This window comes from Halomonas sp. 707D4 (assembly GCF_024158685.1).
In the GTDB taxonomy this organism is placed as follows: Bacteria; Pseudomonadota; Gammaproteobacteria; order Pseudomonadales; family Halomonadaceae; genus Vreelandella.
In genome coordinates this window covers 1-12,948 of the sequence record NZ_JAMZBD010000031.1, presented here as the reverse complement: position 1 = coordinate 12,948, position 12,948 = coordinate 1, and the positions used below count along the sequence as shown (strand labels likewise).

The 12,948-nt window shown below is 63.2% G+C and carries 12 protein-coding genes; 7 read left to right on the top strand and 5 right to left on the bottom strand.

All coding sequences use genetic code 11. The features are described from left to right. On the bottom strand, window positions 1-1,122 hold a 1,122-nt coding region (locus BIS11_RS02615), incomplete at its 3' end, for a dicarboxylate/amino acid:cation symporter (protein WP_253585712.1). Window positions 1,123-1,334: 212 nt separating this feature from the next. Between BIS11_RS02615 and serS the strand changes: the two genes are divergently transcribed. Further along, window positions 1,335-2,612, top strand: a complete 1,278-nt coding sequence (gene serS, locus BIS11_RS02610; protein WP_253424917.1) for a serine--tRNA ligase — start codon at window positions 1,335-1,337, stop codon at window positions 2,610-2,612. Here serS and BIS11_RS02605 read toward each other — a convergent pair. Next, the gene (locus tag BIS11_RS02605; protein WP_253424921.1) at window positions 2,557-3,381 is read right to left on the bottom strand and encodes an SIMPL domain-containing protein; all 825 of its coding nucleotides are present in this window, start codon (window positions 3,379-3,381) and stop codon (window positions 2,557-2,559) included. The genes serS and BIS11_RS02605 overlap by 56 nt on opposite strands. Window positions 3,382-3,582: 201 nt before the next feature. Between BIS11_RS02605 and BIS11_RS02600 the strand changes: the two genes are divergently transcribed. Next, window positions 3,583-4,713, top strand: coding sequence for an AI-2E family transporter (locus BIS11_RS02600; RefSeq protein WP_227389264.1), 1,131 nt, complete (start codon window positions 3,583-3,585; stop codon window positions 4,711-4,713). Between the two features lie 104 nt (window positions 4,714-4,817). Here the strand turns inward: BIS11_RS02600 and trxA are convergent, their stop codons facing one another. Further along, window positions 4,818-5,141: a thioredoxin gene (gene trxA / locus BIS11_RS02595; protein ID WP_227389263.1), complete on the bottom strand. Its 324-nt coding sequence runs from the start codon at window positions 5,139-5,141 to the stop codon at window positions 4,818-4,820. A 330-nt stretch (window positions 5,142-5,471) separates the two neighbouring features. Between trxA and cysB the strand changes: the two genes are divergently transcribed. Continuing rightward, the gene (gene cysB, locus BIS11_RS02590) at window positions 5,472-6,446 is read left to right on the top strand and encodes an HTH-type transcriptional regulator CysB (RefSeq protein WP_253424924.1); all 975 of its coding nucleotides are present in this window, start codon (window positions 5,472-5,474) and stop codon (window positions 6,444-6,446) included. Between the two features lie 39 nt (window positions 6,447-6,485). Here cysB and BIS11_RS02585 read toward each other — a convergent pair whose 3' ends face one another. Together BIS11_RS02585 and pabB are read right to left on the bottom strand one after the other, a co-directional pair. Continuing rightward, window positions 6,486-7,106, bottom strand: coding sequence for a phosphoadenosine phosphosulfate reductase family protein (locus tag BIS11_RS02585; protein WP_253424927.1), 621 nt, complete (start codon window positions 7,104-7,106; stop codon window positions 6,486-6,488). A 107-nt stretch (window positions 7,107-7,213) separates the two neighbouring features. Then, the gene (pabB, locus tag BIS11_RS02580) at window positions 7,214-8,572 is read right to left on the bottom strand and encodes an aminodeoxychorismate synthase component I (RefSeq protein WP_253585711.1); all 1,359 of its coding nucleotides are present in this window, start codon (window positions 8,570-8,572) and stop codon (window positions 7,214-7,216) included. 253 nt (window positions 8,573-8,825) lie between these two features. Between pabB and BIS11_RS02575 the strand changes: the two genes are divergently transcribed. From BIS11_RS02575 to BIS11_RS02560, 4 genes are all read left to right on the top strand, one after another. Next, the gene (locus tag BIS11_RS02575) at window positions 8,826-9,563 is read left to right on the top strand and encodes a GntR family transcriptional regulator (RefSeq protein ID WP_253425431.1); all 738 of its coding nucleotides are present in this window, start codon (window positions 8,826-8,828) and stop codon (window positions 9,561-9,563) included. 20 nt (window positions 9,564-9,583) lie between these two features. Further along, window positions 9,584-10,486, top strand: coding sequence for a methylisocitrate lyase (gene prpB / locus BIS11_RS02570; RefSeq protein WP_253425428.1), 903 nt, complete (start codon window positions 9,584-9,586; stop codon window positions 10,484-10,486). A 103-nt stretch (window positions 10,487-10,589) separates the two neighbouring features. Then, window positions 10,590-11,717 (top strand): 2-methylcitrate synthase, encoded by a 1,128-nt coding sequence (gene prpC, locus BIS11_RS02565; protein ID WP_253425425.1) that lies wholly within the window; start codon window positions 10,590-10,592, stop codon window positions 11,715-11,717. Between the two features lie 9 nt (window positions 11,718-11,726). Continuing rightward, a partial coding sequence (locus tag BIS11_RS02560) for an aconitase family protein (protein WP_253585710.1) occupies window positions 11,727-12,948 on the top strand: 1,222 nt, incomplete at its 3' end.

Sequence of the window (12,948 nt, the reverse complement as noted above, 5' to 3'; positions counted from 1 at the left end):
GACCACGGCGATCGCTTCAAGCGGCAGGCCGATCTGCGCCATCACGATCGACAGCATAATCAGCCCCGCCCCGGGAACGCCCGCAGTGCCGATCGACGCCAGAGTGCCGGTGGCGATGATCATGGCGTACTCCGTCATGCCGAGTTCGACCCCGGTCATCTGGGCGATGAACAGCACCACCACGCCCTGATAAAGGGCCGTGCCATCCATGTTGATGGTCGCACCCACCGGCAGTACAAAGCCGGAAACCCCTTCGGAAATACCTAGATTCTTCTGAGCACAACGAATGGAAACCGGCAAAGTGCCCGCAGAGGAGGCCGAGGAGAACGCCACTACGATGGCATCAAGGCTGCCCTGCAGGTAGCGCATCGGGTTCAGTCGGCCCAGCAGCGAAATGAAACCTGAATAGACCACCAGCACGTGAACGAGGCAAGCCAGGTAAACCACGCCAATGAGCTTGGCCAGTGGCAGCAGTATCTCCAGACCATATTGACCCGATACGTGAGCGATCAATCCGAACACTCCGAACGGCGCAAAGGCCATCACGATCGCGGTGAGCTTGTACATCGCTTCGGCGAAGCTGTCGAATACTCGCATTACGGGTTCGCCCTTGTCACCGATCAGGGTCAGCGAAATGCCCAGGCCGATGGCGAACACGATGATCTGCATGATGTTGCCATTGGCCAAAGCATCGAGCGGGTTGCGTGGTACCAGGTCCACGAGGATGGAGACCAGTGACGGCGCTTCGTTGGGCGCCACCTCGCCATCGAAGCTGAGCTCTACGCCCACGCCTGGCTGCAGCAGCGTCGAGAGCGCAAGCCCTATCGTAATGGCAAAGGCCGTACTGAACAGGTAAAGCGTAATGGTGCGAACCCCGATACGCCCCATTTTCTGCGGGTCGCGCATGGACGTGATGCCCACGATCAGCGTCGAGAATACCAACGGCACAATGAGCATCATGATGGCGTTGATGAAAATATCGCCCAGCGGCTTGAAGATACTGGCAGTCTCTCCCAGCAAGGCGCCCACCAGGATACCCAGCGCCAGACCGGAAAGAATCTTCTTCCATAAAGCAATGCGCCGCCATCCGGCGAGCGCTCCTTGAGTGACCTTCTTTTGCACGGTGTGTCGCTCCTCTCGTGAAATCTGAAACAGGCCCTGGGGGGCTCGGGCCGGCGGCTACTTTACCATCTTTTCAGGCAAGCCCCGGCCGGGGCGGGTGGCTTCAAGGGATACAGAGCTAGCGCCATAGCCCCTCGTCGCGCTTTTGCCTACAATAGAGCGCTTTCCGCGGCAATAGCCCGTTACGATAGAAATCAGTCAAGGGAGTCTTCATGCTCGATCCGAAACTGCTGCGCACCGATCTGGACGCGGTGGCGCAAACGCTGGCCCGGCGGGGCTTTGTGCTGGACACGAAAGCGCTAGAGGCGCTCGAGTCGCGCCGTCGCGAGCTGCAGAGCCAGACCGAGCAGCTGCAAAACGAGCGCAATACGCGCTCCAAGGCGATCGGCAAGGCCAAGGCGAGCGGCGAAGACATTCAACCGCTGCTCGCCGAGGTCGACGACCTGGGCGAGCGGCTCAACGCCGCCAAGGATGAGCTTTCGACGGTGCAGGCCGAGTGGGACGACGCGGTGAGCGGCATTCCCAACCTGCCCCACGAGAGCGTGCCGGAAGGCAAGAGCGAAGATGACAACGTCGAGCTGCACCGCTGGGGCACGCCGCGAGAGTTCGACTTTGCGGTGCTCGATCATGTCGATCTGGGCAAGAAGTCCGGGTATCTCGATTTCGAGCTCGCTTCCAAGCTCACCGGGGCACGTTTTGCGGTGATGCGCGGCCCCATCGCACGGCTTCACCGGGCGCTGGCGCAGTTCATGCTCGACACCCAGACCGAGCAGCACGGCTACGAAGAGTGCTACGTGCCCTACATGGTCAACCGGGATTCGCTCATGGGCACCGGCCAGCTGCCGAAGTTCGGCGAGGATCTGTTCAAGCTCGACGACGAGCGCGAGTATCACCTGATCCCGACCTCGGAAGTACCGCTGACCAACTTCGTGCGCGACGAGATCGTCGAACAGGCGGCACTGCCTCTGAAACTGACCGCCCATACGCCCTGCTTTCGCAGCGAAGCGGGCTCCCACGGGCGCGATACCCGCGGCATGATCCGCCAGCACCAGTTCGACAAGGTCGAGATGGTGCAGATCGTCGAGCCGGAGAAGAGCTACGAGGCGTTAGAGGAGATGCGCGGCCACGCCGAGGCGATCCTTCAGGCATTGGAGCTGCCTTACCGCGTGGTAACGCTGTGCACCGGCGACATGGGCTTTGGTGCGGCGAAAACGTTTGATCTGGAAGTGTGGCTACCGAGCCAGCAGACCTACCGCGAGATCTCGTCGGTCTCCAACTGCGAAGACTTTCAGGCCCGGCGCATGCAGGCGCGCTATCGCCGGCCGGACATGAAAAAGCCCCAGCTGCTGCATACCCTGAACGGCTCGGGGCTGGCAGTGGGGCGGTGCCTGCTGGCGGTAATGGAGAATCACCAGCAGGCGGATGGCTCGGTGATCATTCCCGAGCCGCTGCGTCCGTATCTGGGCGGTCTTGAGCGTCTTGTTCTGTAAGCGACCACTCCACGTTCACTCCGGCATCGATGCGCAGGGTGCCGGGGCGGTAGTCTGCCGCCGCATCGCTTGAGGCGCTTTCGGCGCGCATGGCCATCATGCGCGGCTGGAAGATCGGCGCCTGAGTCTCCTCGATGCGGCGCACCGGGCCAAGCTCGCTGTCGAGCGTCCGGGCCATCAGCTCGGCCTTGCGCTGGGCCTTCTCCAGCGCATCGACCAATGCCTCGTCGGTGGCCGCCTCGCGGTCCTGCAGGTCGAACTGCACGCCGTCGAGGGCGTTGACGCCGGCTTCCACCAGCGCATCCAGCACGTCGGTGAGCTGCTCGAGATCATCGAGCTCGACGTTGAAAGGACGCTCCACGTGGGTGCGCATCATCGGCTCCGACTGGCCTTCGCCGGTTTGCCCCACCTGCTCCTGATAGACGTTCAGCGATCCCGCGGTGATCGCGCGTTCGCCCAGGCCAATCTCCTCCATGGCAGCGATCAGCTCACGCGAGCGCTCTTCCAGACGTTCGCGTGCCTCGCGCAGGGCGCTGGCGTCACTTTCGTCAAGCGATGAGACCGCCGGGGTGTTTTCCCAAAGGCGCGCGGAGAGCGTGGCCTTGTCCGGCTCCACTTCCACCCAGGACTGGGCCTGGACGCTCAGCGTGGGGGTCTGGTGATGAGGGGCTGCCTGGACGGCAGGCGCGCAGAGCAGTGCCAGAAGAGCACCCCCCATCAGCGGTGTGCGAAGGCTTTTCAGCGAGTGAGCGAAGGGATTGAGAATCATGAAAAGGTTCCTTGTAAGAGAGCTGCACGGGTGAGTCGTACCCAGCACGATGGACGTTCGAACGACCTCTATTGGAAGAGGGCGAAAGTGTTTAGTTCACTGCTCAAGAGTAGTAGAAAAACAGTTGCTTATTATTTGCACCGTTTGTGAATTACCGGTTCACCAGCCATTATGTAGAAACGAAATTCCAAGGATCGAACCATGCAGAACCTGACGGACAAGGATTACCGCAGCATTCCCCTGAACGCAACGCTTGCCATCGCCGCGCTGGTCATCATCGTCACGGGCATGAAACTGGGCTCGGATCTTCTGGTCCCTCTATTGCTGGCGATCTTCATCGCCGTAGTGTGTACCTCACCGGTGCATTGGCTGCATCGCCACGGGGTCGGCATGCGCATGGCCGCCATCATCACGCTGCTGGTATTGCTGGGGTTCTTCCTGCTCATCGGGGTACTGGTGGTCAACAGTTTCAGTACCTTCATCGACGCGCTGCCGGACATAGAGGCGCGCCTTTACGAGCACTATTGGAATCTGCTCAACACGCTGGCTGCACGCGGCTTCGCCATCGATCCCGAGCAGCTTACCAGCGCCTTCGACATGGACGAGGACGGCTCCTGGGTCGCCATGCTGCTCAGCGAGATCGGGGCGATCGTCATGCAGGGCAGCATCGTGGCACTGCTGGTGATGTTCATGCTGTTCGAGACACTCAATTTTCGCGCCAAGATCTCCCGGGCGCTCGAAAACCCGGCACCGAGTCTCAAGCGTTTCAGCGAATTCAGCCTGACGCTCAAGCGCTATCTGGCGGTCAAAACGGTGATCAGCCTGGCAACGGGCGTGCTGGTTTGGCTTTCATGCCTGATAATCGGCGTCGAGTTTCCGCTGCTATGGGGGGTGTTGGCCTTTGCGCTCAACTTCATTCCCAACATCGGCTCGGCCCTGGCGGCGGTGCCGCCGGTACTGCTGCTGCTGGTCGCTCAGGATGGCGGCGTACTGCAGGCGATGATGCTAGCCTCCGCCTATCTTGTGATCAACTTCGTGCTGGGCAACTTGATCGAGCCGCGGGTGATGGGGCAGGCCTTGGGGCTTTCCACCTTCGTGGCGTTCCTGTCGCTGGTGGTGTGGGGCTGGATATTCGGCGCGGCGGGCATGCTCTTGTCGGTGGTGCTGACCATGACGCTCAAGATCGCCCTGGACAGCCATCCGCAGACGCGCTGGATCGCCCATTTGCTGGGGCCTGGCGCGCGGCAACTGAAAAGAAGCGCGGGGCATGGAGGCGATGCGCGCAAACCGCCCTGGACACGCCAACTGGCGGACAAGTATCTCAAGAAGTGAGTGCCGTGGTGCGGGTGTGATCGAGAGCGCGGAAGGGCAGGCAGAGATGAACAGCGGCAAGGCGACGGCGGCCGCGAAGGCGGCCGCCGGGTATCGACGAGGACTCAGGCGTTCTGGTCGATGAACTGGGTCAGTTGGGACTTGGACTGTGCGCCCACGAGCGAAGCTACCTTGGTGCCGGACTTGAACAGCATGACCGTCGGCACGCCGCGCACGCCCTGCTCGGCAGCGATTTCCGGGGCATCGTCGACGTTGACACTGACCACCTTGAGAGCGTCGCCGCGCTCGGCAGCCACTTCATCGACCACCGGGGCCATCACCTTGCAGGGGCCGCACCAGGGGGCCCAGAACTTCAGCAGGACCGGCTGGTCGGCGTTGAGGACTTCTTGCTCGAAATTGGCGTTGGTGACATCCACATTAGAAGCCATTTTACATCTCCCGTTTACGTTGCTCTCACGAATTCGTTGCCTTGACTGAGCAACGGCCATTACGCGATAGAATAGCGCATTTTCATCGCGCCAGGTGCGCAGATGGTAGCGCTCGTGGCAAGGGCTTGGCAAATCAAGGCACCTCGCCAGGCCCTTGGTGAACGAAAATTACAGGTGCCTCGCCCACAGGTTTCTTATACTATAAGTGAATTATAGAGGTTTTTTTTATTCAAAATCGTGAGGTTGGGCCGTGAGGCCGATTTCACGAGGCGCCAAGCGCAGAGTATGAGCAGGCATTCAACGTGCGTGTTCGAGACGAAAGGTGAGGACATGAAGCTACAGCAACTTCGCTACATCTGGGAAGTCAACCGACACAACCTCAACGTATCGGCGACGGCTCAAAGCCTCTTCACGTCCCAGCCGGGCATCTCCAAGCAGATCCGCCTGCTCGAAGACGAGCTGGGCGTGGAGATCTTCGCGCGAAGCGGCAAGCATTTGACCCGGGTGACGCCGGCGGGCCAGTCGATCATCGAGCTCGCAGGTCAGGTGCTGAAGCTTGCCGAGAACATCAAGCAGGTGGCTCAGGAGCACAGCGACGAGCGTCGAGGGAGCCTTGCTATCGCCACCACCCATACCCAGGCGCGCTACGCCTTGCCGCCGATCATCGGCGCGTTCACCCAGAAGTATCCCGAAGTCGCGCTGCACATGCAGCAGGGCACGCCCAAGCAGATCGCCCAGATGGTCAGCGAAGGGCAGGCGGACTTCGCCATCGCCACCGAATCGCTGGAACTCTTCACCGATCTTATCCTGCTGCCGTGCTATCGCTGGAACCGCTGTGTGCTGGTGCCCAGGTCGCACCCATTGGCCACGCTTTCGGGCCCTTTGACGCTGGAGGCGCTGGCCGAGCACCCCATCGTCACCTACGTGTTCGGCTTCACCGGGCGCTCCCAGCTCGACGACGCCTTCAAGGCCCAGGGCCTGACGCCCAACGTCGTGCTCACCGCCGCCGATGCCGACGTGATCAAGACCTACGTACGCCTCGGCATGGGGGTGGGGATCGTCGCTCACATGGCCTTCGACCCGGCGCTCGACAGCGATCTGGTGGCACTGGACGCCAGCCATCTCTTTGCCAGCTCCACCACCAAGATCGGTATCCGTCGCGGTACCTTCATGCGTGGCTACATGTACGATTTCCTGGCCCGTTTCGCCCCGCATTTGACCCGCGATCGGGTAGACGAGGCGCTGATGGTCGGCCCTCGCCACGAGCAGGCGCTGTTCGAGGGCGTCACGCTGCCCGAGTATTGAGGTTGCCTCGAGCACGCCGAGCGTGCTCGAGGGGCCTGCTCAATGCTGCAGGTGCAATCCGCACTCGCGCTTCTCTTCTACCTTGGTCGGGTCGAAGTAGTCGAAGTTGTTAGGCAGGCCATGGGCTTGCAGATAGGTATACATCTCTTTCGCGCTCCAGTGCAGCAGCGGGGCGACTTTTAAAAGGCCGTCGGCGCTCATGCTAACGGGCTGCATCCTGGCACGCTCCGGGGTGTCCTCGGCGCGCAGCGCCGTGAACCACACGTCCGGGCGCATCTCGCCGAGTGCGCGCTCGAAGGGTTCGATCTTGACCTCACGGGTGAACGCCTCGTGGCGCGGATCGTCGATGCCGGGCATGGCACCTTCGAGCGCCTCGCGGTGGGCGCGAGTGCGCTTGGGTAGGAAGCTCACGATATTGAGATCGAGCATGCGGATGATCTCGTCGGCACAGCGGTAGGTGGCGTCGGTATTGTAGCCGCTATCCATCCAGACGATCGGAATGTCCGGGCGTACCTGGGTCACCATGTGCAGGATCACCGCCTCGAAGGGGCGGAAATTGGTCGTGCAGATGGGTCGCTGCCCTTGGGTAAAGGCCCATTCGATGATCGCTTGCGGGTCGTGGGCGTGATCGCGGTTGATCGTGTCTAGCGCGTGCGACATGCGGACTCCTGCTGATGAGACGGTTTTCCGCTAGGCTATCAAAAGTGGCGCCACGCGCCCCAATACCGTTTGGTTTGGCGGTTATGCAGCTTTGCGCCCCAGCGTCTTCACTCGAGTGCCGTGATCAGGTGGCGAATCTTGTCCAGCGTTTCCAGATACTCCTCCTCGGCGTTCGAGTCCGCCACCAGGCCGCCGCCGCCCCATACGTGAAGCTCGCCCCGGTCCGCCACCATCGAGCGAATGGCGATCGAGGTATCCATATGGCCGCGCACGTCGACATAGCCGAGGCTTCCACAGTAGACGCTGCGCTGGCAGGGCTCGAGCTCGTCGATGATCTGCATGGCGCGAATCTTGGGCGCACCGGTGATCGAGCCGCCGGGAAATGCCGCTGCCAAGAGCGACAGTGCCGAATGCCCTTCGGCCAGCGTGCCCTGCACCACGCTCACCAGGTGGTGCACGTTGGGGTAGCTTTCGAGCGCGCAAAGCGCTGGAACGTGGATGCTGCCGGGGCGGCAGACGCGGCCCAGGTCGTTGCGCAGAAGGTCCACGATCATCACGTTTTCGGCGCGGTCCTTGAGGCTTGCCTGCAGCGCCTTTGCAAGCCGCGCATCCTCTTCGGGCGTTTCACCCCGGGCGCGCGTGCCCTTGATCGGACGGGTTTCGACGTCGCCATTGCGGACCTGGATGAAGCGCTCCGGCGACAGCGACAGCACCGCCTGCTCGCCCCAGGCCATGTAGCCGGCAAACGGGGTCGGGGTGGCGTCGCGCAGGCGCCGGTAGGCCTGCCAGGGGTCGCCCTCGAAAGGCGCGCGCAGGCGCTGGGCCAGGTTGATCTGGTAGCAGTCGCCGGCGCGTATATAGCGCTGCACCGCCTCGAAGCGTCCGGTATAGGCGGGCTGGTCGAGCTCGGCCTCGAAGGCGCCGGTCAGGCGAAAGGCGCCCGCTCGAGAAGGCGAAGCACCGAGCCATGCCTGCACGCGCTCGGCCTGCTCTGAAGTGGCCACGATCCAGCCCGTACGCGTCTCGTGATCGAGAGTGATGCACCAGTCGTAGAGCCCCAGGCGCATGGCGGGAAGCCCGGTGGCGCTTGGGTGTCGACTCTCGATACCCAGCTGAGCGCGACCGAACTCGTAGCTCCAGTAGCCGACGAGCCCGCCCAGAAAGGGCAGCTCGCTCGCAAACGCGGGCAGGGGCAACTGCTCGAGCAGCCACTGTTTCAGCGCGAAGGGGTCGTCGAGCAGGGCGGAGGGCGGGGTGAGCGTGGCGGAGTCGTAGTGCACCGCGCCGCGTGCGTCGATCTCGAGCGTGGCGACCGGGTCGCTGGTCAGAATGTCGAAGCGCCCGCTTTCGGCGCGCGGGCGGCCACTGTCCAGCAGCGTCGCGCCCGGGCGGTTTTTCAGCGCCTCGAAGAGCGCCAGCGGGTCCTGGGCGTAGGGAAGGGCGGTTGCGGTGATCGCCGTGCTCATGAATCCATGCCTTGCCGGGTGGGGCGAACATTCTAGTGAGCGCGCCCGTTGGAGGCCAGCGGCGATGCAACATCTTTTTCACGCCGGCTGGTTCGCACCTATCGAGCGATTCATGGTGATTGTAGACATTCGCTCTGGATCCGCTTCGTCACTTCCACTAAAGCTTAAAGTGAATGGCCGAATGGAGCGGTTGACGCACTCCGGTGGGCGGGCTAAAGTGCCGTTATTCCCTTTTTATTGTCGACAATTAGCCATGCGTTCAACCACCGAAGCCGCCTCCCGCTCTCTGGAGCACCCGGCCGAGCCCGCCACACCTGCCGTGCGCACCCTTGCCGAGCGGGTGTTTCACCAGCTGCAGAGTGCCATCGTGCGCGGCGAGCTGGCGCCGGGCAGCAAGATCACCGAGCCCGGGCTTTCGAAAACCTACGGTATCTCCCGGGGGCCGCTTCGAGAGGCGATGCGCCGGCTCGAGGCGCATCGGTTGATCGAGCGCGTACCCCACGTCGGCGCTCGGGTGGTCAAGCTCTCGATGAAGGAGTTGCTCGAGCTTTTCGACGTGCGCGAGGCGCTCGAGAGCATGGCCGCCAGGCTCGCCGCCGAGAACATGGGGCCAGAAGAGGTTCAGGGGCTGCGTGACGTGCTCGCGGTGCACGAAGGCCAGAGCGACCTGCAGCGCGGTGAGGCCTACTATCAGCGCGAAGGCGATCTCGACTTTCATTACCTGATCGTTCAGGGCAGCCACAACAAGATGCTGATGAACCTGCTCTGCGACGATCTCTATTACCTCGTGCGCCTCTACCGCACCCAGTTCAGCGCCAGCGGCGCGCGGCCCCAGCGCGCCTTCGTGGAGCACCACCGCATCGTCGATGCCATCGAAGCGGGGGATGCCGAGCTTGCCGAGCTCTTGATGCGCCGCCACGTCAGCGCCTCGCGCGAGAACGTCGCCGACCGCTACGCCGCGATGCTGGCCCACGGCGAACCCGACTCATGACAGGATCGACAGGAGAGACCATGTCCACTAACGCATCATCCTCGCTCACCCCGGGCGCCCGGTTTCGTCAGGCGCTACAGGATCAACGCCCGCTGCCGATTCTCGGCACCATCAACGCCTACACCGCGCTGATGGCCGAGCGGGTCGGGCACAAGGCGATCTATCTTTCCGGCGGCGGAGTCGCCAACGCCTCCTTCGGGCTTCCGGATCTGGGCATGACCACCATGAACGACGTGGTCGAGGACGCCCACCGCATCTGCGGCGCCACGGACCTTCCGCTGTTGGTGGATATCGATACCGGCTGGGGCGGGGCGTTCAACATCGCCCGCACGATCAGGGAGATGGAGCGCGCAGGGGTCGCTGCGGTGCATATCGAGGACCAGATCGCCCAGAAGCGCTGCGGCCACCGGCCGAACAAGGCGATCGTCTCCCAGGGTGAGATGGTCGATCGCATCAAGGCGGCGGCGGACGCCAGACGTGACCCGGATTTCTACCTGATCGCGCGTACCGACGCTTTCCAGAAGGAGGGGCTCGACGCTGCCATCGAGCGCGCCAACGCCTGTGTCGACGCCGGCGCCGACGCCATCTTCGCCGAAGCCGTGCACAGCCTCGACGACTACCGAGCGTTTTGCACCCGCGTCGATGCGCCGATTCTGGCCAACATCACCGAATTTGGCGCCACACCCCTGTTCACCCAGGCCGAACTCGGCGAGGCGGGCTGCGCAATGGTGCTCTACCCGCTGTCGGCGTTTCGCGCCATGAACGCCGCCGCGCTCAAGGTCTACCAGAGCATTCTCGATCACGGCCATCAGCGCGAAGTCGTCGATACCATGCAGACCCGCGACGAACTCTACGACTTTCTCAACTACCACGACTTCGAGCAGAAGCTCGACGCGCTGTTCAGCGAGCAAAATGAGCGCTGACGAACACGTTCCATGAAGTCCGTTAACCATAAGCACCTGTAAGAAACACTTATAAAAAGTACTTATAAAAAGCACTTATAAAAAAGCACTGAGGAGACGCACCATGGCTGACAAACCGCTGGCAGGCGCAGGACTTCGCGGGCAGAGCGCGGGCAGCACCGCCCTTTGCACCGTCGGCAAGACCGGCTCCGGGCTCACCTACCGGGGCTTCGACATCGAGGAACTGGCCGAAAAGGCGAAGTTCGAGGAGGTCGCTTATCTGCTGTTGAAAGGCAAGCTGCCCAACCGGGCCGAGCTCGACCACTACATCGACACGCTCAAGGGCCTTCGCGGCCTGCCGTCGGCGCTCAAGGCCGTGCTCGAGGAGATACCCGCCGACGCCCATCCGATGGACGTGATGCGCACCGGCACCTCGATGCTCGGCAACCTCGAGACCGAGGAGAGCTTCGACGAGCAGCAGGACGTCGCCGACCGGCTGCTCGCCGTGCTGCCTTCGATCATCTGCTACTGGTACCGCTACAGCCACGACGGCGTGCGCATCGACACCGAGACCGACGACGACTCCGTGGGTGGTCACTTCCTTCATATGCTGCGCGGCAAGCCGGCCTCCGATCTGCACGCCCGGGTGATGAACGTCTCGCTCATCCTCTACGCCGAGCACGAGTTCAACGCCTCGACCTTCACCGCCCGGGTCTGCGCCTCGACGCTTTCCGACATGCACTCCTGCATCACCGGCGCGATCGGCTCGCTCAGGGGCCCGCTGCACGGCGGCGCCAATGAGGCGGCGATGGCGATGATCGAAGAGTGGGCCTCGCCGGACGAGGCGGAGCGCGAAATGCTCGGCAAGCTCGAGCGCAAGGAGAAGGCCATGGGCTTTGGCCATGCGATCTATCGCGAGTCGGACCCGCGCAATGCGATCATCAAGAAGTGGTCGAAAAAGCTCTCCGAGGACGTTGGCGACACTCGGCTTTTTGCTGTCTCCGAGCGCTGCGAAGCGGTCATGTGGCGGGAGAAGAAGCTCTTCTGCAACGCGGACTTCTTCCACGCCAGCGCCTACCACTTCATGGACATTCCGACCAAGCTGTTCACGCCGATCTTCGTCATGTCGCGGCTGACCGGCTGGGCGGCCCACGTGTTCGAGCAGCGCGCCAACAACCGCATCATTCGCCCGAGCGCCGACTACATAGGCCCCGAGAAGAGCGAGTGGGTGCCGATCGACGAGCGCGCGTAGGAGGCTTTCATGAACAGCGACTACCGCAAGCCCCTTCCCGGCGCCTCGATGCAGGGCGAGCCGGTCGACTTCTTCGACGCCCGCCAGGCCGTCGAGGACATATCGCCCGGCGCCTATGCAAAACTTCCCTACACCTCCCGCGTGCTCGCCGAGCAGCTGGTGCGCCGCTGCGAGCCGAAGCTCTTGCGTGACGCCCTGACCCAGCTGATCGAGCGCCGGCGCGATCTCGACTTTCCCTGGTACCCGGCGCGGGTGGTGTGCCACGACATCCTCGGCCAGACCGCCCTTGTCGACCTCGCCGGGCTGCGGGACGCCATCGCCGAGCGCGGCGGTGACCCGGCCCGGGTCAACCCGGTGGTGCCGACCCAACTGATCGTCGATCACTCCTTGGCCGTCGAGCACAACGGCGACGACGCCAACGCCTTCGAGAAGAACCGCGAGGTCGAGGAGCGGCGCAACGACGACCGCTTCCACTTCATCAACTGGACGAAGCTCGCCTTCAAGAACGTCGACGTGATCCCGCCGGGCAACGGCATCATGCACCAGATCAACCTGGAGAAGATGTCGCCGGTGGTGCAGTGTCGAAGACTCGATTCCGGCGCGAAGGTCGCCTTCCCGGATACCTGCGTGGGCACCGACAGCCACACGCCGATGGTCGACGCCCTCGGGGTGATCTCGATCGGCGTGGGCGGGCTCGAGGCGGAGAGCGTGATGCTCGGGCGCGCCTCGATGATGCGCCTGCCGGATATCGTCGGCGTCGAGCTTTCAGGCCGGCTTGCCCCCGGCGTCACCGGCACCGACATGGTGCTGGCGATCACCGAGTTTCTGCGCCGCGAGCGCGTGGTCGGGGCGTATCTGGAGTTCTTCGGCGAGGGGGCGGACGCCCTTGGCATCGGCGACCGGGCGACGATCTCCAACATGACGCCGGAGTACGGGGCGAGCGCGGCGATGTTCTACATCGACGACCAGACCATCGAGTATCTGAAGCTCACCGGGCGCGACGACGAGCAGGTCGCGCTGGTGGAAACCTACGCCCGGCACACCGGCCTCTGGGCCGATGATCTCGACACCGCCGAGTACGAGCGAGTGCTGCGTTTCGATCTCTCGAGTGTCACCCGCACGCTTGCCGGGCCGTCGAACCCGCACGCCCATTTGCCGACCTCGGAGCTTGCCCGCCGTGGCATCGCGGTGGATTACCCGCGCGCCCAGCAAGACGAGCAGGCGGGAAGGC